The organism is Microcystis sp. M049S2 (assembly GCF_020245625.1).
GTDB classification, from domain to species: Bacteria; Cyanobacteriota; Cyanobacteriia; order Cyanobacteriales; family Microcystaceae; genus Microcystis; species Microcystis ichthyoblabe_A.
Map to the genome: position 1 here is coordinate 1 of NZ_JADBUN010000005.1, position 21,254 is coordinate 21,254.

At 43.3% G+C, this 21,254-nt stretch carries 24 protein-coding genes; 4 read left to right on the top strand and 20 right to left on the bottom strand.

All coding sequences use genetic code 11. The features are described 5' to 3' along the window. Window positions 1–519: 519 nt before the first annotated feature. Window positions 520–1,518, bottom strand: a complete 999-nt coding sequence (locus tag IM496_RS00350) for an adenosine kinase (RefSeq protein ID WP_287660920.1) — start codon at window positions 1,516–1,518, stop codon at window positions 520–522. 164 nt (window positions 1,519–1,682) lie between these two features. After that, window positions 1,683–1,895, bottom strand: coding sequence for a protein IsiD (isiD, locus tag IM496_RS00355; RefSeq protein WP_194013449.1), 213 nt, complete (start codon window positions 1,893–1,895; stop codon window positions 1,683–1,685). Between the two features lie 148 nt (window positions 1,896–2,043). On the opposite strand from isiD, the gene IM496_RS00360 reads away from it, so the two are divergent. Beyond that, on the top strand, window positions 2,044–2,820 hold the full coding sequence (locus tag IM496_RS00360; protein ID WP_194013451.1) for an SDR family NAD(P)-dependent oxidoreductase: 777 nt from the start codon (window positions 2,044–2,046) through the stop codon (window positions 2,818–2,820). Window positions 2,821–2,835: 15 nt separating this feature from the next. On the opposite strand, the gene IM496_RS00365 is transcribed toward IM496_RS00360, so the two are convergent. The 10 genes from IM496_RS00365 to IM496_RS00410 form a co-directional block, all read right to left on the bottom strand. Beyond that, complete coding sequence (locus tag IM496_RS00365; RefSeq protein WP_194013453.1) at window positions 2,836–3,522, bottom strand: helix-hairpin-helix domain-containing protein; 687 nt, start codon at window positions 3,520–3,522, stop codon at window positions 2,836–2,838. A gap of 6 nt (window positions 3,523–3,528) precedes the next feature. Beyond that, window positions 3,529–3,882 carry an NINE protein gene (locus IM496_RS00370; protein WP_194013455.1) on the bottom strand — a complete coding sequence of 118 codons (354 nt, stop codon included), beginning with the start codon at window positions 3,880–3,882 and terminating at the stop codon, window positions 3,529–3,531. Continuing rightward, window positions 3,879–4,091, bottom strand: a complete 213-nt coding sequence (locus IM496_RS00375) for a hypothetical protein (protein WP_052277681.1) — start codon at window positions 4,089–4,091, stop codon at window positions 3,879–3,881. Before IM496_RS00375 ends, IM496_RS00370 begins: the two co-directional genes overlap by 4 nt. A gap of 54 nt (window positions 4,092–4,145) precedes the next feature. Further along, window positions 4,146–4,427 (bottom strand): DUF2470 domain-containing protein, encoded by a 282-nt coding sequence (locus IM496_RS00380; protein WP_002732965.1) that lies wholly within the window; start codon window positions 4,425–4,427, stop codon window positions 4,146–4,148. Beyond that, window positions 4,376–4,636 carry a precorrin-6A/cobalt-precorrin-6A reductase gene (locus tag IM496_RS00385; protein ID WP_287660921.1) on the bottom strand — a complete coding sequence of 87 codons (261 nt, stop codon included), beginning with the start codon at window positions 4,634–4,636 and terminating at the stop codon, window positions 4,376–4,378. The genes IM496_RS00380 and IM496_RS00385 overlap by 52 nt, the downstream gene beginning before the upstream one ends. Before the next feature lie 349 nt (window positions 4,637–4,985). Then, window positions 4,986–5,519: a hypothetical protein gene (locus IM496_RS00390; protein WP_104395928.1), complete on the bottom strand. Its 534-nt coding sequence runs from the start codon at window positions 5,517–5,519 to the stop codon at window positions 4,986–4,988. A gap of 51 nt (window positions 5,520–5,570) precedes the next feature. Then, window positions 5,571–5,726, bottom strand: coding sequence for a hypothetical protein (locus IM496_RS00395; protein ID WP_287660922.1), 156 nt, complete (start codon window positions 5,724–5,726; stop codon window positions 5,571–5,573). Between the two features lie 150 nt (window positions 5,727–5,876). Continuing rightward, window positions 5,877–6,995: a glycosyltransferase family 4 protein gene (locus IM496_RS00400; protein ID WP_287660923.1), complete on the bottom strand. Its 1,119-nt coding sequence runs from the start codon at window positions 6,993–6,995 to the stop codon at window positions 5,877–5,879. Window positions 6,996–7,076: 81 nt separating this feature from the next. Then, the gene (locus IM496_RS00405) at window positions 7,077–8,303 is read right to left on the bottom strand and encodes a glycosyltransferase family 4 protein (RefSeq protein WP_287660924.1); all 1,227 of its coding nucleotides are present in this window, start codon (window positions 8,301–8,303) and stop codon (window positions 7,077–7,079) included. Beyond that, on the bottom strand, window positions 8,300–8,959 hold the full coding sequence (locus tag IM496_RS00410; protein ID WP_194013463.1) for a D-glycero-alpha-D-manno-heptose-1,7-bisphosphate 7-phosphatase: 660 nt from the start codon (window positions 8,957–8,959) through the stop codon (window positions 8,300–8,302). Before IM496_RS00410 ends, IM496_RS00405 begins: the two co-directional genes overlap by 4 nt. A 602-nt stretch (window positions 8,960–9,561) precedes the next feature. Between IM496_RS00410 and IM496_RS00415 the strand changes: the two genes are divergently transcribed. The 3 genes from IM496_RS00415 (at window position 9,562) to IM496_RS00425 (ending at window position 12,069) form a co-directional block, all read left to right on the top strand. Next, complete coding sequence (locus tag IM496_RS00415; protein ID WP_287660925.1) at window positions 9,562–10,197, top strand: D-sedoheptulose-7-phosphate isomerase; 636 nt, start codon at window positions 9,562–9,564, stop codon at window positions 10,195–10,197. Between the two features lie 37 nt (window positions 10,198–10,234). Then, the gene (locus IM496_RS00420; RefSeq protein ID WP_104395933.1) at window positions 10,235–11,260 is read left to right on the top strand and encodes a GHMP family kinase ATP-binding protein; all 1,026 of its coding nucleotides are present in this window, start codon (window positions 10,235–10,237) and stop codon (window positions 11,258–11,260) included. 92 nt (window positions 11,261–11,352) lie between these two features. Continuing rightward, window positions 11,353–12,069 (top strand): nucleotidyltransferase family protein, encoded by a 717-nt coding sequence (locus IM496_RS00425; protein ID WP_194013467.1) that lies wholly within the window; start codon window positions 11,353–11,355, stop codon window positions 12,067–12,069. A 363-nt stretch (window positions 12,070–12,432) separates the two neighbouring features. Here IM496_RS00425 and IM496_RS00430 read toward each other — a convergent pair whose 3' ends face one another. The 8 genes from IM496_RS00430 to pyk form a co-directional block, all read right to left on the bottom strand. Continuing rightward, entirely contained in the window at window positions 12,433–13,341 is a 909-nt protein-coding gene (locus IM496_RS00430) for a glycosyltransferase family protein (protein ID WP_287660926.1), read from the bottom strand. Window positions 13,342–13,351: 10 nt separating this feature from the next. After that, window positions 13,352–14,293 (bottom strand): glycosyltransferase family protein, encoded by a 942-nt coding sequence (locus IM496_RS00435; protein WP_194013471.1) that lies wholly within the window; start codon window positions 14,291–14,293, stop codon window positions 13,352–13,354. An 876-nt stretch (window positions 14,294–15,169) separates the two neighbouring features. Continuing rightward, window positions 15,170–16,063 (bottom strand): ABC transporter ATP-binding protein, encoded by an 894-nt coding sequence (locus tag IM496_RS00440; RefSeq protein ID WP_287660927.1) that lies wholly within the window; start codon window positions 16,061–16,063, stop codon window positions 15,170–15,172. Between the two features lie 110 nt (window positions 16,064–16,173). Then, a complete protein-coding gene (locus tag IM496_RS00445; protein WP_104395943.1) occupies window positions 16,174–16,947 on the bottom strand; it encodes an ABC transporter permease in 774 nt (257 codons plus the stop codon). A 63-nt stretch (window positions 16,948–17,010) separates the two neighbouring features. Then, the gene (gene cpcF, locus IM496_RS00450; protein WP_194013472.1) at window positions 17,011–17,634 is read right to left on the bottom strand and encodes a C-phycocyanin alpha-cysteine-84 phycocyanobilin lyase subunit CpcF; all 624 of its coding nucleotides are present in this window, start codon (window positions 17,632–17,634) and stop codon (window positions 17,011–17,013) included. 166 nt (window positions 17,635–17,800) lie between these two features. Continuing rightward, entirely contained in the window at window positions 17,801–18,232 is a 432-nt protein-coding gene (locus tag IM496_RS00455; protein ID WP_194013474.1) for a DUF29 domain-containing protein, read from the bottom strand. A gap of 55 nt (window positions 18,233–18,287) precedes the next feature. After that, window positions 18,288–19,100: a C-phycocyanin alpha-cysteine-84 phycocyanobilin lyase subunit CpcE gene (cpcE, locus tag IM496_RS00460; protein WP_287660928.1), complete on the bottom strand. Its 813-nt coding sequence runs from the start codon at window positions 19,098–19,100 to the stop codon at window positions 18,288–18,290. Between the two features lie 283 nt (window positions 19,101–19,383). Beyond that, entirely contained in the window at window positions 19,384–21,159 is a 1,776-nt protein-coding gene (gene pyk / locus IM496_RS00465) for a pyruvate kinase (protein WP_043996104.1), read from the bottom strand. Window positions 21,160–21,254: the final 95 nt, after the last annotated feature.

Here is a 21,254-nt window from a genome sequence, read left to right on the forward strand (position 1 = left end):
TTTGTATGGCTTTAAACTTCAGATTGAGGCAGTGGAAGGTGGGCGCGTTACGATCGAAGCTTTATGACTCAGCCAAAGTTATCGGTGAAGACGGTCTAACTTTACCGTTATACTGAATCGGTTTTTAATAGCATGATTAACCCCCAATCCAACTTGAAAAACCCGCTCCCTTCTCCCCGCCCTCCTATACCTTTTAAACAGGATTTAGTATGACTATCTAGGGTTTGCTGAATAAGTACGGGCGAAGCATTCGGATAGAAAATCTACGTTTTCACCGATAGGTTATTGCCCGAATGCTTCGCCCCTACAGGACGCGGGCCGATGAAGACGCAAGGTTTTGAACGACGATTCTCTCAAAATCTTGCACCTGTTTCGCGAGAAAAGCCCCAAAACCCTTACTTTGCCTACATTTCAAATTTATTCAGCAAACCCTATCTAAATTACTCGTTAAGACTATGAGCAGGGAGCAGAGAGAAAAAACCTGACTCCCGATGACTGAAAGCTGATCACCGACAAAACCTATCCCAAAACGATCGAATCGCGCAGGGATTGAATTTCCTCGGTTTGTAAACGCGCCCCAAAAGTAGAAACCACCCGGGCAGCCGCTAGAGAAGCGAGATTTCCTGCTCCTTTGTAACCTATACCGTGGGTAATACCGTAGAGAAACGCACCTGCATACATATCCCCCGCGCCGACGGTATCGATCGCCTGTACGGGATGGGGGTCAATTTCCAGGAGATTTTCGCCATCATAGATCAAAGAACCACTAGCACCCCGGGTGATAGCGAATCCTTTGGCAATGGTTTTAAAATAGGCGATCGCTGAATCGATTTCCTCGCTGCCAGAAATAGTCAAAGCTTCCGACTCATTAGCGAAAACGAAATCTAACCCCGTTCCGATCATTTCCAGTAATCCCTCCCGGAAGAAGATCGCCATATTGGGATCCGACAGGGATAAAGCGGTTTTGACTCCAGCAGCCTGAGCAATTTCTCGCCCTTTAATAGCGGCAGCTTTGGCAGTGGGAGAGGTGACGAGATAACCTTCGAGATAGAGATAATCGGCATTAACGATCGCTGAAGGGACTAATTCCCGTTCGGAAATTTCCCCGGTGATGCCGAGAAAAGTATTCATGGTGCGATCGGCATCGGGAGTCACAAAAACTAGACATTTTCCCGTGATTCCCACCTCTTTTTCGCCGCCGTGTTCATTGGTATGCAAACCACAGGCCCGCAGATCTTGCAGATAAAACTTACCCAATTCGTCATTACCCACTTTACAGGAATAGAAACCTCTACCTCCCAACTGAGCGATCGCTACTAGGGTATTCGCCGCCGATCCGCCACCGCTGCGTTTACAATCAAGAGCCAATTTTTCCATCAACTGGGTTTGACGATTTTCGTCCACCAGCGTCATCACTCCTTTGTCGATGCCCAATTCTTGCAGTAATTCAGGAGAGACTTGAAATTCCATATCGACGAGCGCGTTACCGATCCCATAAACGTTGTATTGTTTGCCCATAATTTAGTCGATCGCCTAAAAATACTTTGTTATTGATAGTAGGGAAAGAAGGGGCAAAAAGCTAGGGGCTTTTTTCAGCCAGAGAATACCATAATCAAAAATAATGGGTGTGCTAGTCTCACACCCCCAGTAATTTGTGTTAAGTTTTGTTTAACGAAGCCACTTTAAGCCTCATCGTAGGCCTCTAGATCCAACAGATAAAGATAAGATTCGGCTAATTCTTGCCTTTGAAAAGCGATCGCTCGCAACAGGTGCCAATCCCGCAAAGCCTCGAAAGGGTTACTATACTCATCTTTTTCTAGTCGTTCGGCTAAAGAAGCAATATCAGCGGCGTTATACTTGGCAATATCTTGATCAGTGAAGCTTATAACTGTCATTTCTGCACCTCCCTCGACCTTTGTTCTTTTTCTAGCCTAACATATATTCTGAGTTGAAAAAATGCCTTCCCCGCCAAGTTAAGAACTGTAAATGGATGGGTAATTGTGGTAAGATTCCAGCAAAAAAGCTATTTTTGATTGATCTTCTATGAAAACAGCCCTCATTACCGGCGCTTCCACTGGTATCGGTGTCGTCTTTGCTCGTCAACTTGCCCAACGGCAAATGGAGCTAATTTTAGTCGCTAGATCTAGGGATAAACTAGAACAATTAGCAGCGGAATTGGGGGAACAATACGGGGTAAAAGTGACAGTTATCGTTCAAGATCTGACCGTTGCCGGGGCAGGAAAGCTGGTATATGATACGGTGAACCAAAAAGGAATCAACGTTGATTTACTGGTCAATAATGCCGGTTTTGGTGATTATGGTGCTTTTAGCGAGCAGGATTTAGCCCGACAGTTAGAAATGATCCAGTTAAATAATCTGGTATTGGTGGAATTAAGCCACTATTTTCTCCGTCCCATGCTTGCTGGTGCTGGGGGGGCAATTATCAATGTTGCTTCCATTGCTGGGTTTCAACCGCTGCCCTATCTTTCCGTCTATGCGGCGACAAAAGCTTTTGTCCTCAGTTTTAGCGAGTCTCTCTGGGCAGAAAATAAAGACAAAGGCGTTGAAATCCTCGCTCTTTGCCCCGGTCCGACGGAATCGAATTTTTTTGAGGTGGCCCGATTTCCCAGGGCTTTTATGGGCAAAAACGGCCGGTTAGATTCGGCAGAAGTGGTGGTACAAGAGGCTTTAACTGCCTTGGCAAACAAACGCCCCAACGTGGTAGCCGGTAAATTTGCTAATAAAATTATCGTCAATCTGCCCCGTTTTTTACCTAGAAGTTGGTTCGTGTCTTTGCTAGAAAAGCAATTCAAGCCATAACTAGAATCAAGCTAATTAGAGCAATTGCTGATAGGATTTTAAGGGAATACCTGTCCGGTTTCTCACTTCGATCGCCGAACGATAGACACCGTTTTTTTCTCTTTCGGCGACAATTTTATCGGCCAGGGAAAAGTCAAGACCGAGATTGACTAATTCCGCAACGGAGTAGTAGTTTAAACAACGCCAAGAAACGTCAACTTCTTGGCGAATATCGTAGGCAAAGATAACCAAAGGTTCCAGTTTTTTGAGATAATTTTCTGGTAAACCAGCTAGGAAGTGTAATTCTTCTAAATGGGTAAAAATATGTCCTTCGTTACGGACAGAAACTATATCATTGGCATAGACAATCGGCAACCCTAATTTATAAACCAGATCGTTGGTGGAACAGTTGTTAATGTCAATTTTTTCGAGAGGAGAAAATGACTGTCTGGAATTGGTTCTATTTACCGAAGCTATTGGATGGGAATTAAGCTGTTGACGGATGTATAAACCTAGGCCGATTTGGGCAAACCAAATTACGATAAAAGACTCTTGTGTAAGGAAAATAAGGGAGATAATTGTCAAGGCAATGCCGACGGATAACCAACTTTGGTTATTAGTTTTTTTGCCAGCATTAGCAATGGCAAGCCCACCAAAAACTGGGACTAATGATAGCCATATCCACTCAGAAGATTCGGGAGGGGGAGGAGATAGATTAGACATATTTTTTCAAAGAGAATCTAAATATTTTCTACGTTTTTCTTCGTATTCTTCCGCAGTAATAATTCCCTGATCATAAAGTTTTTTAAGCTGGAGTAAAGTAGCGGTTTTTTGCTGACCTGATTCTGGCAGTCTTCGCTCTGTATTGATGGGGAGATAGTTAGCATTGTATTTAGCATCAAAAGCTTGATCTGACATGATGATTAAACCAATAAATTCAAAAAAAGCAATGATGCCGGGGATAAAAGTCCAGAAGAAAAGTAGATAGAGAATACCTGCTAAATTCTCCCCTAGATAAAATTTATGGATGCCAAGATAACCAAGAAAAAAGGCTAGTAAAGCCGCTATAGTTCTATTTCTCATAATTTTTGAGATTTCCCTAATTTAGCTAAAAGAAAGTATAAAACCACGATGCCTGCCTGTAATTCCAAGAGAGTAATATAACCCTTGATTAGATAATTTAATTCTAGGGAGGAATTAAAGGCAAAAACTAGCACACCCAAGACTAAAAAAGGCAGTAAGCGCCAGCCAGACTTGGGTATTTTTATTACCGTACTATTAACCTGATTCATGGGCTAATTCTCTAGGTTGATCTTTTTCGGTGATAGTCGCAAAATCGAGCTTTGTCAAGGAGTGGTTTGATTAACTTTTAGCATCTCAACCAGAATATTATGGGCATCCTTGGCTGATTCTAGGGTGCGCTCAAAAGGTATTCTAATTGTTTGACTCTCCCCTAATTTTTCTATGGCTAAATCCATGCCTTCGGGATCGATGGAAAGCATTTGAGCGGTTTCTGCATCGGTGATATTACCGTAAACTTGAGCGTAGAAAAGCACGGCATCACCGTGATCTTTATTCATGTGTTTACAGATGCGATCGCTAATGGCGGGAGTGATAGTTTCAGACATAATGTTCTGGAAAAAAATCGATGATAAGGTGGGGACAGATAAAAGCCAGTTCTAAATCGAGGCAAATGGAGGGGGATATTAGCTAGGGTAGCGTAATTAATCGCTAATTGCCAGATAATTTGGGCGTGAGGATGGCAGGTATCAATAATAAGTTTAATATTATTTTCTTGACAAAAATCCTTAATTGTGCATTGCTCTAATTGTCCCACTTAAGTAGCTGGTTATAATTAAATTAAAAATGGATTTTAGGTTCGATCCCCCCTGCCCCCCTTGATAAGGGGGGTGCCGATAGGCGGGGGGATCCCCCCTTAATCCCCCCTTAATAAGGGGGGCATCTGATAATTTTTAACGCCTACCTACTTATGGTCAATCGGAGCAGAGAGTAAAGTCTGGGGCTGCCCGTGCAGTTAAATTGCCTGTTGAGATGAAACAAGAGGTAATAGTAAAGGGATTGGGTGAGATTCAGCTAATCTCAGGATAGGCGATTAAAATGCCTCTTAGCTTAAAATCTCACACCCAGTCCCCACTAACAAACTTTTTCAGTACACCCTATGTATTTTATCGTTCACAACCGACAACAGAAGCGGTGTAGGTATTACCGATATGCTGAATACCATTGACAAAAAGATTGACTAAGAAAGGTTGATCATTTGCCCGTACTGTAGCAGTAATTGTTAAGGGTTTATCGGGTTCGATTCGTACTCCATTAGTATTAAAAAATTCCTCGTTAGTTTGATCGCTATACTTGAGAAACAGCCGGATATCAAAGGAAGCAGCCCGGGGAACAGAAACCGTAACGATAAACCTCTGAAAACTTCTACCCCCCGGAACTGCCCAATCGGTATTCCAATTATTACGAGTTATGGTGACACCGAAGGGTCCCGGAACAGTGGGTTGTGAGACGGTTTTCGTAACTTCACTACCTTCACCCCCTAATAAAGAAAGTGGCCGACAATTTTGTGCCGCTGCCGGTAGATGTAAGCTTAATAATACCGCCGATAGACCTAAGTAGAAAAGCACGGCATCACCGTGATCTTTGTTCCTGTGTTTACGGATGCGATCGCTAATAGCGGGTGTGATAGTTTCAGACATAAGATTCTGGAAAAAAATCGATGATAAGGTGGGGACAGATAAAAGCCAGTTCTAAATCGAGGCTAATGGGGGGATATTAGTTAGAGTAGCGTAATTAATCGCTAATTGCCAGATAATTTGGGCGTGGGCATGGCAGACATCAATAATAAGTTTAATATTATTTTCTTGACAAAAATCCTTAATTGTGCATTGCTCTAATTGTCCCACTTACGGTCAATCGGGGTAGAGAGTAAGAGCCAGGGCTGCCCGCATTTTTAGTCGATTTGTCGGAATAAATATCTGAAAATTTTTCAAAACGTCGTGCTTTGTAGGTTGATTCATGAATCAACCTACTATCAGAGTAAAAACCTCTATAGACTACAATTTTGGCAATAACTGGTGGTAGGATTGGATCATTCTTTCGTAAGTAAAGCGAGTGGCATTGATAAAACCTTTTTGCCTCAATTGTTCTAGGCGATCGGGAGCGAGAAGATTTTCTGCAATAATAGTAGCGGCGGCCTCGTGTTCGGTGGGATCAAAGTAAACGGCTGCATCGTCAGCGATAACAGTCATGGGGAGACGATTGGAGGTAAAGACGGGACAACCACAGGATTGAGCTTCAATAACGGGAACACCGAATCCTTCCTGAAAGGAGGGAAAAATTAAAGCAGTTGCTAGGCAATAAAAAGCGCGGAGATCCTCATCAGAGACGGTTCCTAATTCGATTACTTGTGCGGACAAGTTATTCTGATTAACAAATTCTCGCATATCCGGCAGCAAAAGTTTTCCCATCAGGATCAATCGGCAATTTTCCAGACCAGGGAAAGTGATTAAACTCTTGAATATTTTCAGCAATCCCAATCGATTTTTATACCATTGGTCGCCCCCGACATGAATTAGCCAAGGACAATCACTATTAATGTTAAATTTGTCCACTAGATTTACCGCCGCTTCTCTTGTCATCGGACCGTATCCCTCACTCAAGCAATCCTCGATCACTTCCGTTTGTTCGGGGGTAATTTTGGTTAAACGCAGAACATCGGCACGAGTAGCTTCGGAAGAACAGACAACATATTTAGCCTGTTTGAATCCTCGCAAAATCATCGCCTGATACTGTTTTCCCGTCCAACTGGTGGGATTTTCAGGAATTTCTCCTAGGGCGGAACGAATGGCCAGCAGATCGTGACAGATGACAAAATACTTGCGATCTTTTAGATAGGGAGTTAAATAGGATAAAGCTTGATCACAAATGCAGACGATGTCGGCCCAATCCAGCTGCTGACGTAACTGCACTGGGAAAATAATTAACTTATCGATGTACCCTAACCACTTGCCGATTCCCTGGGGAGAGGATTTTAGTTGGCCGAAAATAGGCTGTGCTTGCACTCGCCGAATTTCGTGTCCTTTTTGTCTGAGTCCTTTCTCCACTAAACCGACAAAACGATTGATACTGATCTGCCGATCGTTGACGTAATTTCCTACTATTAAAACTTTCATGATTAGGCTCCAAAAAATCAATTTTTATGGCGGTAAAACTCTCTAACAGTATCGAGTAAAATTCAGGGGTTAAGAATAATATTAGTCCCGCAAAATTTCCTCGTACCTTTGTCCCGCTCGCTCCCAGGTGTACTCCGATTCCACCATCGCCCGGCCATTATGGGACAGTTGTTCTCGCACAGAAGGATCATCGAACAACCTAGCGATCGCTGTGACGTACTCAGCAACACTATTAGCCCGCAGCGCCCTAGGAGCAATTCCCTCGGCTGCCACCGTTAAACCCTCTAAACCGCGATCGCTGGCGACAATCGGAATCCCCGCGGCCATGGATTCTAGGGTTTTGGTCTTGATTCCCAATCCCACCCGCAGGGGAACCACACAAACGGTTCCCCGGTGTAAATATTCCACTGTCGAGGGAACGGTTCCCGTCACCCTCACACCGGGATACTTGGCCAGTTCGAGAACTTCCGGTGCTGGGTTTGCCCCCACTAGGGTTAAAGTGGTGTCGGGATATCGCTGTTGAATGACTGGCAGGACTTCTAAAGCAAAAAAACGGGCGGCATCGATATTATGGGTAGAACTCATGGCACCGACAAAGACCAAATTATGACCGCCGGGATCCCGAGGACGATAGGGAAACAGGGCTAAATCCACGCCATTAGGCACGATATCTACCCGTGCATCTGGGAAGATTTTTAATAATTGTTCGCGATCATAATCGGTAGTAGCCACCAACTGCGAAAACTTGGCACAGTAACGTTTTTCGTACTGATAGAGTAGGGGCAGATAGAGAAAATCCCGCAGCGGATAGGCGGAGGCTCCTCCATCTAGATGATTGCGTGTCCAACCGTACACGGAACTGTGAATATCTACTACTGTTTTGACTCGCTGACGGTATTCCAGCCGGATAAAAATCTCGCTGATACTCTGAGCGCAGATAATTACATCACATTTTTGCTGATCGACGTATTCATCTATTCGCTCTTGAATGAGCGGCGAACGATAACTAAGAACATTAGCTGGGGTCATCTGTACTATTGCCTCCAGAAAGCGCCCTGTTTGACCGATTAGTTTTGTCAGTCCCTTGCCTGGTTCGGGAATTTCCTGGGGCGGAAATAAGACAAGATGATTGGTAAAGGTTTTTAATTCTTCGATCTGAGTTTCTGTGACATTCTCCACCCGACGGGCAAACAGGGTGACATCATGGTTTTGATGAAGACATTTGATCAGGTTAAAAGTTCTACCCTCGGTTGCCCCGCGACTAGGTGGATAGGGAAAGTTATGGCAAGAAAGGACTAATATTCTCATAATTCTATCTCGGCAGCGGTTTTTGGCAATAATTCTACCGTTTCCTTTAGTTGGCTATATACGGGAATCTCAACTGGGTATTTCTCGATCTGCCCAAGGGTGACTTTTCCCCGTCCTGTTAAGAGCAATACGGGTTGACAACCAGCTTCTAGGGCGCATTCTAGATCACTGGGCGCATCGCCGATAAACAACGAGCCAGCTAAGTCGATTCCGTACTGGTGGGCGGCTGTCAGCAGCAGATAGGGGGAGGGTTTGCGGCAGGGACATCCTTCGTCGGGATGGTGCGGGCAGATGGCAAGATCGTGAAAATGCACGCCCAATTGTCGGTATTCCTCAATCATTCGCCCGTGAATCGCCGCCAGATCGTCCCAAGTGAAATAGCCCCTAGCAAGTCCCGATTGATTGGTAATGATGATCAGCAGATAGCCAGCATCCTGCCACTGTTTTAAGGCAGCCGCTGCCCCGGCGGGAATGCTCACCTGTTCTGGTTTGCTCAGGTAGGGGATATAGTCAATAACTACCCCATCTCGATCGAGAAATAAGGCTTTGTTCTTTTTCGCTCTATCTTCGCTTTTCTGGTCAGAATTGCCCGGAGATGGCGGAGATGGGTATTTTAGGTCATCGTCATTGACGGAAATTGCGGGGAAAGGATTCATTATGTTGGACTTTTTCGAGTCGGGGACTATAATTCTCAGTTCTTCTGTCAGGGACGAGAGCTTGAACCGATGGACAGACAAAATTCGAGGGATTGTCGCGATTTGTGCTAGTTTTCTCGGCTAAATTGCTTCTCTCTACTATCTAGATGTCAGAGTATAGCAATCAGGGCATATTATACGCCGTCAGGCCTTTGGACTTTTGATTATATCAGCAGTATTGTCATGAATTGTTAACATTTTTGTCCAGCCAAACAAAAGTCCAAGACTGGCAAGGGTTGAACCCCCCGTTCAGAAATCCCTCGTCTCGGCCAGAATAGATCAAAAGTTTATTTACAAACAAAACAAATTGTGCTAAGGTTGGGGCGTTTGTGATATATTCCCAGAATAACTGGCAAAAGATCACTCTTTTGACTCGATCGCTCTAGGTTTTTCTAGAACTATCATTAGCCTGTTTTTCTTGTCCCGTGATCAATTCTACCGTGCTAAGGCTTTTGTCCCCAATTAATGGAGAGCGATTCTGGTCTTTTAATACTATTCAATGTAATGACAGAATGATTGAGAGTTAAATTTATTCAACTAATAAAAATTGGAAAATCAAACCTATGCGAATGGTGGAAAAATCAAACAAAAAATTGGATAGTTTCCAGAGTGATCCGTCTCTGTCAATTTTAATCAAGACTGAATTGGAGGAGGCTTATGTACTGAAAAAAAACCTACTAACCGAGACAAAATATCTAGAAAAAATCCAAGAGATTTGCCAAGTATGTATCAATGCTTATCGCAATAACCACAAAGTATTAGTGGCTGGTAATGGAGGCAGTGCCGCCGATGCTATCCATTTTGGCGGTGAGCTGCACGGCCGATTTCTGAAAGAAAGACAGTCTTTACCAGTTCGCGTCCTCAATAGCGATATTGCCAGTTTAACAGCGATCGCAAACGATTATGGCTACGAATATATTTTTAGCCGCCAGATAGAAGCGGAAGGAAACCCTGGCGATGTGTTTATCGGTATTTCCACTTCGGGAAATTCCGCCAATATCCATCAAGCTCTCAAAGTTTGTCAAGTAAAAGGTCTCACTAGCATCGGTTTAACTGGGGCGAAGGGATTAGCTCTAGAGGAAAAAACCGATTATTGTTTGATGATTCCTAGTACCAGTACCCCTCGCATTCAAGAAGGTCATGGTTTTGTTCTCCATACTATTTGTTTAGCGATCGAAGAAGCGCTCTTTCCTAACTAAAATCTCCTAGCAAAAAATCAACCTAAACAGCATACCCATGATCATCAGAACCAAAGCTCCTTTAAGATTAGGTTTGGGTGGTGGCGGAACCGATGTCGAGCCTTACTGTAGTCTTTATGGGGGTTACGTTCTCAACGCTACTATCGATCTCTATGCCTACTGTACAGTCACGGAAATTACCGACAAACAGGTCATTTTTGTTGCCGCTGATCGAGGAGAACAACAAATAGAAACGCTTCAGTTTCCTCTCCCCTATAACGGTGTTCTAGATCTGCATAAAGCGGTCTATAATCGTTTGATTAAAGACTTTAATCAAGGGCAACCTTTGCCGCTGCAAATCACCACTTTTTCCGATGCGCCAGCTGGTTCGGGATTGGGTTCTTCTTCTACCCTAGCCGTAGCCATAGTTAAAGCCTTTGTGGAACTGTTAAAATTACCTCTAGGCGAGTACGATATCGCCCATTTAGCCTACGAGATCGAACGAATTGACCTGGGCTGGTTAGGGGGCAAACAGGATCAGTACGCTGCCACTTTTGGCGGTTTTAATTTTATGGAATTTTATGAACAAGATCGAGTCATAGTTAATCCTTTGCGAATTAAAAATTGGGTGATCAATGAATTAGAAGTCTCTCTGATCCTCTACTATACAGGCATTTCTCGCTACTCATCTCAAGTAATTGAGGATCAAATTCAGAATGTCCAAGAAAAAAATGAGCAAGCGATCACCGCTACCCATCAACTCAAAAAAGAGGCAATTCTCTTTAAAGAAGCACTGCTTAAATCAGATTTTATGGGCATAGCAGAAATTCTGAGAACTTCTTGGGAAGCGAAAAAGAAATTATCCAAATTAATTAGTAATCCGCAGATTGATCGCATTTATCGGGTAGCGAGGGAAACTGGGGCCTATTCAGGCAAAATATCGGGGGCCGGTGGCGGTGGTTTTATTATCTTTATGGTTGATCCTACCAAGAAAATCGAAGTAATAAAAGCTTTGAAATCAGAAGGAGGCCAAGTGATTAATTTTCATTTTACCAAATACGGAACCCAAGCATGGACATTATAGCAAACCAAGGATCGACGGGGAAGGATTATCCCTGTAACCCTAAAAATAGTTTTTAAAAGATTGGCAATAATTAAAATTTTTGAGGTGTATCTATGGATGTAATTATTCTGGCGGGTGGGTTAGGAACCAGGTTGCGGTCGGTGATCAACAGTTTACCAAAACCCATGGCTCCCGTTGCCGACAGGCCTTTTTTAGAATATCTATTAGATTACCTAATCTCTCAAAAAATTACCAACAAATTTTTAGTTTCTGTGGGCTATGAACATCAGAAAATTATCGATCATTTTGGCGATCAATATAAGGAATACGAGCTAAATTATCTGATAGAAGATACACCCTTGGGAACTGGAGGAGCGATCCAGTTGGCACTAAATAAAATTGAAACGGAACAAGCATTAATTGTCAACGGCGATACCTTGTTTAATGTCAATTTATCCGCCTTAATTAATTTACATAATCAAAAGAAATCCCTGATAACTGTTGCTCTGAAGCCGCTAACTGACTTCGATCGTTATAATAATGTTCTCCTAGACGATGACCAAAAAATTATCGGGTTTGAACCCAAAAAATATCAAGATAAGGGCTATATTAATGGCGGCATATATTGTGTATGGAAAAAAATATTGTCTGGCTTTGATCTGCCATCAAAATTTTCTTTTGAGGACGACTTTCTCAAAGTTTATACCGATAAAATTCCTATGTATGGCTTTATTTCTGACGAATATTTTATTGACATAGGCATCCCTCAAGATTACGAAAAAAGTCAGATTGAATTACCTGAACTTTTTAATTCCCGAAATCGGGTTTAACCTCGCGATTAATAGACTTTTTGTGGTTCTTCGGTTTGTCTTATGCAACGGACAGGGTTATAAGGAATGAAACTCTTATAGAGAAAAACATTTGGCTATTTTTGTCAATTGTTTTCGGCCTAGAGCGAACTATTAAATCTCTTGCTAGATAATGATTCAGTCGATTTATGCTACCCTATCGAACCATACCAAGTAACGAAGAACCAGAAATAATGAGGCAGAGAGTAGTTAAAGAGGAAACCCTGACAGCATATAGCTTATAGAGGCAACTTCAATTGAGCCTAGTAATGGATAAAGCCTATCTAGGTGACTTGAGTGATTCGGAAATAAAACCAGATTAGTAAAGTATCACAGAATAATTAGTCATGGTTTCCAGAGACTTTTGATTTTGGTCTTGATGCCATTGTATAACTCCTCGAAAAAGAGATTCCATAAATAACCATACTGGGGAAATCTTTTGACCAGTAAAGCATCGGAAGGAAAAAGAATTCTTGGGCTTTTCATGGAGTAGGGTTTGACTATATATCTTATTTGATTGGGTTCGGGCATCCAATGGCCGATATATATATCTTTTTGAAAAAACTTCGCTTGCAGAAATAACCCTAAAGCTCTATCAAATCCCCAGAGAGGCAACCAAGTTAAAATTTCTCCTATCCTCATATTGCGGACAAAATCATCTAAGGCTTCTTTCACCAAGGTTGTTTTCCAAATGGTATTATTGAAAGGTTCCAGATGACAGCCATGAATATCTTTTCTTTTGGCGTAGGGCCATAAAGCTAGTCTTAACTCGAAAGGATTATCTAGGGGAGCGATGGGAACTTCCACTAAATCTTGGTATTTATCTTGTCTTTTTCTAGAGACATTTAACTGATTGATAGCGGGTAGCTCTGGCCAAGGAGCTTTAATTCTTTCCTCATCGAGATAATCAATTTTCTCCTTATGGAGACGCAAGAGCCAACTTTGGGGAAAATTATCAAAGTAATCTTTCGCTAAGGCAACCACCTCGGGATGCAAGAAATCATCATCATCGAGAGCCAGCACATATTGACCGGAAGCATTGAGAAGACCGACGGCCCTCTGGGCCGTTTCTCCCTGATAAAGACTATGAAAAGTTTTCACTCTGGGGTCTTCTAGGGAAGGGGTAACGGCCCCGGGAGGATAAACTAAAATAAATTCTACTTCCCCTTGAATTGCCAGAAGTTGTTGCAACCAATGTTCGGAAAATTTGCCCAGAGTTGGAGTAACGATTGATAGAATTGGTGAGTTGGTCATGATTAGCTGACTATCCCTCTTTTCCTAGTCGATAAAGCACATATTTTTTGGGAACTTCCCTGAGATTGGTAATCACCAGATTCCACATATATCCATACTGAGGAAAACACTTGACTAGGAAAATTTCTGATAAAATGCCATAGCGATTTAGTCTTCTATATTCGGGGGGATTGTTTTCCATGCGTAACTGTTCTGGAGATGGCATGAGATGACCGATGATTTTCCCTTGGCCTTGCTCGAAAAACTTAGCTTGAATAAATAAACCCAAAAGACGATCTAAACACCAAAAGGGAATATACTTAAACGGACCCATTAATGGTAACAAACTAACGATATCTTTGCAGGTTGCCTGTACCATTTGAGTGAGCCAGACTTTTTTATCAAAATTTTCAGTATGAGGGCCGTGGTGATCTTTTCTTTCGCGCACAAAGCACATCAAATCTAACTTTCTTTTGTCAAAAGGAACGATGGGAATTTCCTTTAAGTAGCCACTTTGAGCGTGGATATCCTGATTTTTGGAGCTTTTATCCCACACCAGTAGTTCTTCTATCTGGGGCAGCGGTTGCCAAGGAGCGGTCAGTTCTTTTGTTTCTCCATACTGAAATCGCTTAGTACAGAGTCTCATCACCCAGCTATCTGGAAATCGCTGGAAATACTGTATAACCATGGTCAAGATATCGGGATGAAGAAACTCATCACAATTAATGGTTAGTGTGTAAGGTGCTGTCGCATTCATCAATCCACTAATTCTTTGAATAATTTCTCCCCGCAAGGGACTGACTATTTGCTGTACCCTGGGGTCGGACGTGGGATACTTAGGTGCTCCTGGTGGATGAACCAAGATAAATTCTACTTCTCCCTTGACCTCGGTCAGCGCATTAAACCAGTGGTCAGCGAATCCTTCTCGGGTCGGAATAACAATTGATAGGCTTGGTGTTGACACCTTGTCCATAATAAAAAATTTTTTCCTCTATTTTTTGATGCCATTGTATCATAGTTCTCCGGCAACAAGGAAAATTTCTGGAAGATCAGAAGGCTGAGAGGTCAAGAGTGGGAATTCAAGAGAAATAAAATCGATATTCAACTTGTTTACCATCCTAAAAACTGATTTCTAGGTTGTTTTATGCTTGAAGAATTAATTATGCCTCAAGTCCGAGATAGTGGTAGTCTGAGAAGCTTATATAGGGTTTGCTGAAAAAGTTTTTCGTGGGGGCAGGCTTCGGCAGTAAGAATTTGGACGTTCGGCAAGCTCAGTCGGGCCGCGTGAGCTTTTGTCGAACGCTCAGCCGAACGGGTGTGGGGTGTAGGGTTTTAGCGATTTTCATCTGGTCAATTATACTAAATCTGTTGAGTATAGGCTAGTTACGAGGAGAGGCACTCGTGCAAGAGGCAAAAGGCAAAGGGGAGAATAAATAATCAGTTTTGGCTCTTCTGGTTTCTGTGTGGAAACGAGGTCTATACTGATGGTTTCTTCGTCAAAATAGCCCTAAAAGTCTTGCCCGATAAGCATTTCACAATTCCATAAGCAAAAATTATCACACAAAGTCGAGAAGAGCCCAGTTTTTAATAACCAGATTTAGTATTACCTAATTTTCAGGGACAAAGTATCTGAATTTTCCCGCCGATCATTCCCAGATATGGTACTTTTTGATTTCCAAAAAGTCTAAAAGTTTTAACCAACAAGGGTTTTAGATTTATTCACCAAGCCCTAGATAGAACCTATCTAAAAATTAGAGATGATCATGATGGCAAAAAACGGTGATTTAGCTTAATTGAGGGCAATTACTGAAAAAATGATGATAATCAACTTGAATTCTCAAAAACGGGTTTAAAATTGATTCATAATTTCCATATAAATATGTTCTAACTGTACCGTCTGACGGGCGATAGAATCAATATTAATGCCATCGAATGCCTGGATAATCTCGCTTAATTCTAGATGTTCATGTAACCAAAAAGCTAAATCTTTGCCGTAAAATTTGGGAGTAAATCCTAATTGTTTCCCTCGATTTATGGCTGCTTCGTGATCCTGGGTATCCATGATAATAATTTCTTTAGCGGGAATGTGCTGACGCAGCTGATTTAAATTACCTTCGGCAATAATACGACCTTGTTTTAAAATTCCGATACGTTGACAGAGACGCTGTGCTTCATCGAGGAGATGGGTAGTTAATAAAATTGTCATTCCCTGTCGTCGTAATTCTCCGATTAAATCCCAAATTTCATAGCGAGATTCGATGTCTAAACCGGTAGTTGGTTCATCAAGAATTAATAATTTTGGCTGATGAACAATAGCCACAGCAATATTCATCCGGCGCTGCATTCCACCGCTTAAAGTTTCCACCGGACTACGGGCGCGATCAAGCAAATTTACTGCCGATAAACTGGCTTTAATCCGATGACGACGCTGGAGGCGATCGAGTCCATAAATCTGAGCAAAAAAGTTGAGATTTTCCTCACAAGTAAGGGATTTGTACAATAAATTTTCTTGCGGGGCAACCCCAATTAATTCTTTAGTAACTCTGGAAATTGGCAAATAATTAAAGGTAATTTCTCCCGATGAGGGTTTTAATAAATTACAAATTAAGTTAATAGTGGTGGTTTTTCCCGCACCATTGGGACCGAGTAAACCATAAATTTCCCCCGCTTCAATATGAAAGTTTAATTGATCTAATACTAAGCGTCTTCCGTAATTTTTTTTGACATTACTAATAGTCAGCATTTTTAATAAAGTAACAAGGATAGTCAGGAGGCAGCAGGCAGGATTAGGGAGTGGAAGATATAGGAAGACAAATCAGTAAATACTCTTGCCTTTTCTAACTGATAACTGATTTACAATCGGCGTTCAAGGTTTAACATTTGTCGATAGGTAAGCCAACCACCTGCTACCATAGCTAGGGCAAAAAGACAGAGAAAGCGAAAATGAGAGCTAATACCTTGTAGATTTTCGCCCTTTGCCCAAACAGCAATTAAAGCTTCATTCATGTGGTAGATCGGGTTATATTTAGCCAGAGATAGAATATTCTCGGGGAATAAAGCAGTCGGAAGAAAAACGCCGCCTAAAATTAATAAAGGAACCCCAAAAGTTCCCACCAAAGCATTAACATCTTCTGTTCTCTTCGCCAGTTGAGTACCGAGGATAAATCCTAAACCCACATAAGCGGTGATACTAAGAAAAATAATTAATAATTCTAGAGGAATTGAGCCTTTAAAAGTGGCTCCATACTGTTTAGCAATAGAATAAACTAAAACCGTCTGACAGGCGGCAATCACACAATGGGCGAGAAAAATGCCGATAAAATAGGAAACACCGCTTAAAGGCGATAAAAATAACCGTTTAATCGTTTGTTGTTCCCTTTCTGCTACTACCGTCGCCACGGTTCCCCCCAAACAACTAAAGAAAAGTGCCGCCCCTACGAGGGTGGGAGGAGTAGCCAGAGCCATCGCCTCGGCAAGCTCAATTTTGCCTTTTTCTGCCATAATATAGCCATTTAAGAGCAGGACAAGGATCGGGAAAATGCCCCAGAGGATTAAGCTACGCCCGCGCCGGATTAATTCTACTAAAATTCGTTGAGCGATCGCTAAAGTTTCCTGCCAATATTTCATAGAATGTTAGTGTAATTGTTTCTCACTGTAGAGAAATAAGTTTTTCTACTTTTTCACTTAGGCTTATTGTAAGTGTTCCAGAGCTTGATCGGCACGCAATCTTACCACTATTTCCGCTTCTGTCTCCCCAATCTGTCCTAAAAGTTCCCGAATCGCCCCGCGAAATGCCGCCGCCGCAATTCCTAATCCCTCCAATCCGACGATCGCCGCATATCTAACCACCCACTCTGGATCCCCTTGCAAAAGTTGCTCCAGTGCCTTAAAAACAGCCTTCTGAGCCTCAGAAACCCGACTTTCCTCCAAATCAGACCAAATTATATTTCCTAAGCCCCTAGCCGCCCCTCGCCGCACGCTAAAGGAAAAATCACTCACCGCCGCCTCAAGTAATAAGTCCAATCCTCGCACATCGCCAATTCCTGCTAGGGCGCGGGTTGCCCAAGCTCTCGCCCCATAATTATAACCGTCTAGGTTGGCCAGTAAATAGGGAACCGCCGCTTTGCCGATGGCGATTAAACCATCCACGGCTGCCACGGAGGCGCCGGGGTTGTTATATCTCAGCACATCGGTGAGGGTGGGTATTGCCGCTTCACTTTTGGCGGCGGCTAAGTTTTCCACGGCGGTTAGTAACCCATTGGCTGAGTCGGCTTTTTCGACGGCAATAATTAAAGTCTCAACGGTGGGAAGCATTGGTTATTAGTAGAGGGGTTAGGGAGTGGGGAAGTGGGGGAGTGGGAAAGTGGGGAAGTGGGAGAAGGGGAGAATAAATAAAAATAATCTCCTGAATACTGACTTGGAGAATACTGACTCCTAACTCCTATCTCCTAACCCCACTAACAAACTTTTAAAGATAATTTTATCGCCAAACTTTTTTCTGTAAAATCTGACTAATTTCTTGGGGAAAAGGACAATCATCGGGAAGGTTAAAGGATTGATAATCTGGGTTATCTCGCAAGCTTTTTAAAGCCGTGGCATAGCAATCTAAAAATACTTGATCCCAGTAGGGTTTTAAACTAGGAGAATCCCTCAAAAGTTCTTCTAGTTCCCGTTGACTGCGTCTAATAGTTTCTTGCCAACCTCGATAATCCTCAACGTAATCAGTATAGCAAAGTTTGAGGCATTGTTCTAAGATGGTCGTTAACCGGCTGCGGAGTTCACGTTTTTGACTTCTGCCCAAACTTTCTATCTCCTCGATCAAGTTTTCCCAGTCAACTTGATCAAAGTTTTTTTGTTTTAACAGAGTGATTGTTTCGTTTAGCCACCCAACATAATCGGTTTGAATTAGCATAAAAACCTCTGGATTTTATGAGTTTGAATTTAGATAAAAAATAACCAATTATTAATTACAATAAACTATCCATTAAAGTGAGAATTTCGGAGATATTTTCGCCCCTAGAATTGTTTTTTAGATGGTTTTCTAAAAGTTCCTTGAGAGCAACCAGTTTCAGACTATTTTCCGCCAAAGTATTAGCGATCGCAGGGGCAGCCGGCAGATAACCCGTAGCACCCAAGTCCATTAAAGCAGAACGACGCAGCTGTAATTCTTCCCCTTGCAAGGCCTTAATCAGAATATCGCCATAGTGGGAGTTAGCTGTGAGTTGATAGAGGGCGCGGGCAGCCGCATAACGGACTTTTTCGACGAAATGCTTTAAAAACGGTTCGATGAGGGGAATCGCTTCCCTCGCTTGCAGGGTTCCCAAGGCTTCGATAATCGCTTCGTAGGGTTGGACTAAATGGGGTTTTCCCGCCACTAAAACGGCCACTTCGATGCCACCCTCTAATAGTTTCTTCAAAGGTGCGATCGCGCTTCGGTCCTGAAGCATTTCCAATGCCTGGGCAGCCGATTCGCGCACATAATAATCTTCGCAGTCGAGACAGGCAATCAAGGCGGGAAGACAACTGAGATCATCTAATTTCCCTAAAGCGCTGGCAGCGTTGCGTCGCAGGGGATAACCGCCATCGGGAGTGCGATCGCTTTCGTCCTCTAAAGCGGCAATTAACGCCGAAATCGCCTCCGGTTGACGAACACGAAATCTACCCAACCACCAAGCGGCATAATAACGCGATCCTAGGTCTTCTCTTTGCTGGATATTAGCGATCGCTTGTTCAACAGTATAGGCCGGATTATCGACGGGAGGAGAGTAAGAATCGCTCATAGACAAGTGAAAATGGGTGTGGGGTGTGGGGTGTAGGGTGTGGGGTGTTGGGTGTGGGGTGTAGGGTGTGGGGTGTGGGGTGTGGGGTGTGGGGTGTGGGGTGTGGGGTGTAGGGTGTGGGGTGTGGGGTGTGGGGTGTGGGGTGTGGGGTGTGGGGTGTGGGGTGTGGGGTGTGGGGGGATGGGGAGAATAAATAAAACCTGTCCCCTTACTCCTGTCCCCTTACTCCTGTCTCCTTACTCCTTACTCCTGTCTCCTGACTGGGAGAATACTGATAACTGACTCAGTTTTTCATAGTTGCCGCGCCATTGCCAATACCAGAATAAATTAAACCCCGTTGAGCATCGAGACTAATGATCACCCCTTCGCGGATAATTTTCGTGGCATTTTTAACCCCGACAATAACAGGAATACCCAATTTTAAACCGATAGTAGCGGCGTGATTGTTCATCGCATTATCTTCGGTGATAATTCCGCCAGCTTTCCGCATCATATCCACATATTCGGCGCTGGTGGTGGGAACGACTAAAATCTCCCCACTACTAAAACTACCCACTTCTCGGGCATTATGGGCCACTCGCGCCCGGCCACTAGCCACACCCTGGCCGATACCTGTACCCTTGCCTAAAAGGGATTTTACCACTTCCACCTTAATTAAATCCGTGGAACCAGCCACCCCTTGCAAAGTTCCCGCCGTCATCACCACTAAATCACCATCTGCGAGGAGGTTATTTTCCTGGGCAAGATTCATCGCCACTTGAAAAGTTTGGCTGGTGGAGGGTAAATCGAGTAATAACATCGGTTTTACGCCCCAAACTAGCTGTAACTGCTGTGCCACTTCTCGATGGGGGGTAACGGCTAAAATCGGGGTTTTGGGGCGAAATCGGGAGACATTACGGGCAGTAGAGCCGGTTTTTGTCAGGGTAATAATTGCCGCTGCCCCCAATTGTTCGGCAATTTGACTAACTGCCGAGGAAATAGCGTTAGGAATCGATTGTTTATTGTTAGAGCGAGCGGCACTATTGATCTGTTCCCGTTCGATCCTTTCGGCAATGCGGGCCATGGTTGCCACCGCTTCGATGGGATAATGACCCACAGCCGTTTCATTGGAAAGCATGACCGCATCAGTGCCATCTAAAATCGCATTAGCCACGTCCGAAACCTCGGCACGGGTGGGACGAGGATTACTGGCCATACTGTCAAGCATTTGAGTGGCGGTGATAATCGGGATGCCTAGCTGATTAGCAGTATTAATCAGGCGTTTTTGCAGGATTGGCACGTCTTCGGCTGGTAATTCTACTCCTAAATCTCCCCTAGCCACCATCACACCATCACAGAGGGATAAAATTGCCTCCATTTCCTCGATCGCTTCGTGTTTTTCAATTTTAGCGATCACGGGGATAGATTTACCCGCACTGGCGATTAATTCTTTAATTTCGAGAATATCTTGGGGATTACGCACAAAACTGAGGGCGATCCAATCCACATCCCACAGCAGTCCGAACATTAAATCTTTTTTGTCCTTATCGGTTAACGCTTTCACCGACAGATAAACGTTGGGAAAATTTACCCCTTTATTACTGGATAAGACACCCCCAACCACCACGCGACAGGAAAGATCACCTTTCAGACGATCCACTGATTCCACCCGCATTTCGACCTTACCATCATCGAGGAGAATTCTCGAACCTTCTGGGACTTCCTGGGCTAGAGAGGGATAGCTAATGGAACTGATTTCCTGATTACATTCCACATCCCGAGAAGTCAGGATAAAGGGTTCCCCCGGTTTCAGGGTAATCGACCCACAGGCAAATTTACCTAAACGAATTTTTGGTCCCTGCAGATCCTGAAGGATGCCAATCGGTTGATTGAGTTCAAAGGCTAACTGACGGATCAGGTTAATGCTGTGACGATGGTAATCGTGATCGCCATGGGAAAAGTTTAATCTAAATGTCGTCGCCCCCGCCTTGATCATCTGACGTAATGTTTCCTTATTTTGCGAGGCTGGGCCAATCGTGGCCACAATTTTAGTGCGACGGGGGAAAGACAGAGAGTGCATAGATAAGCAACTAAATAGGCGAAGTAAGTATAGAGGCGTTTGGTACGCTCCGATCATCTTCTCATAAATAGTTATACCCAGTGAAAAGTTAAAAG

Bases quoted from the DNA above. Each gene is read 5' to 3' on its own strand.
- IM496_RS00350 (WP_287660920.1), bottom strand. From the start codon at position 1,518: ATGGGCAAACAATACAACGTTTATGGGATCGGTAACGCGCTCGTCGAT.
- isiD (WP_194013449.1), bottom strand. From the start codon at position 1,895: ATGACAGTTATAAGCTTCACTGATCAAGATATTGCCAAGTATAACGCC.
- IM496_RS00360 (WP_194013451.1), top strand. From the start codon at position 2,044: ATGAAAACAGCCCTCATTACCGGCGCTTCCACTGGTATCGGTGTCGTC.
- IM496_RS00365 (WP_194013453.1), bottom strand. From the start codon at position 3,522: ATGTCTAATCTATCTCCTCCCCCTCCCGAATCTTCTGAGTGGATATGG.
- IM496_RS00370 (WP_194013455.1), bottom strand. From the start codon at position 3,882: ATGAGAAATAGAACTATAGCGGCTTTACTAGCCTTTTTTCTTGGTTAT.
- IM496_RS00375 (WP_052277681.1), bottom strand. From the start codon at position 4,091: ATGAATCAGGTTAATAGTACGGTAATAAAAATACCCAAGTCTGGCTGG.
- IM496_RS00380 (WP_002732965.1), bottom strand. From the start codon at position 4,427: ATGTCTGAAACTATCACTCCCGCCATTAGCGATCGCATCTGTAAACAC.
- IM496_RS00390 (WP_104395928.1), bottom strand. From the start codon at position 5,519: ATGTCTGAAACTATCACACCCGCTATTAGCGATCGCATCCGTAAACAC.
- IM496_RS00400 (WP_287660923.1), bottom strand. From the start codon at position 6,995: ATGAAAGTTTTAATAGTAGGAAATTACGTCAACGATCGGCAGATCAGT.
- IM496_RS00405 (WP_287660924.1), bottom strand. From the start codon at position 8,303: ATGAGAATATTAGTCCTTTCTTGCCATAACTTTCCCTATCCACCTAGT.
- IM496_RS00410 (WP_194013463.1), bottom strand. From the start codon at position 8,959: ATGAATCCTTTCCCCGCAATTTCCGTCAATGACGATGACCTAAAATAC.
- IM496_RS00415 (WP_287660925.1), top strand. From the start codon at position 9,562: ATGCGAATGGTGGAAAAATCAAACAAAAAATTGGATAGTTTCCAGAGT.
- IM496_RS00420 (WP_104395933.1), top strand. From the start codon at position 10,235: ATGATCATCAGAACCAAAGCTCCTTTAAGATTAGGTTTGGGTGGTGGC.
- IM496_RS00425 (WP_194013467.1), top strand. From the start codon at position 11,353: ATGGATGTAATTATTCTGGCGGGTGGGTTAGGAACCAGGTTGCGGTCG.
- IM496_RS00430 (WP_287660926.1), bottom strand. From the start codon at position 13,341: ATGACCAACTCACCAATTCTATCAATCGTTACTCCAACTCTGGGCAAA.
- IM496_RS00435 (WP_194013471.1), bottom strand. From the start codon at position 14,293: ATGGACAAGGTGTCAACACCAAGCCTATCAATTGTTATTCCGACCCGA.
- IM496_RS00440 (WP_287660927.1), bottom strand. From the start codon at position 16,063: ATGCTGACTATTAGTAATGTCAAAAAAAATTACGGAAGACGCTTAGTA.
- IM496_RS00445 (WP_104395943.1), bottom strand. From the start codon at position 16,947: ATGAAATATTGGCAGGAAACTTTAGCGATCGCTCAACGAATTTTAGTA.
- cpcF (WP_194013472.1), bottom strand. From the start codon at position 17,634: ATGCTTCCCACCGTTGAGACTTTAATTATTGCCGTCGAAAAAGCCGAC.
- IM496_RS00455 (WP_194013474.1), bottom strand. From the start codon at position 18,232: ATGCTAATTCAAACCGATTATGTTGGGTGGCTAAACGAAACAATCACT.
- cpcE (WP_287660928.1), bottom strand. From the start codon at position 19,100: ATGAGCGATTCTTACTCTCCTCCCGTCGATAATCCGGCCTATACTGTT.
- pyk (WP_043996104.1), bottom strand. From the start codon at position 21,159: ATGCACTCTCTGTCTTTCCCCCGTCGCACTAAAATTGTGGCCACGATT.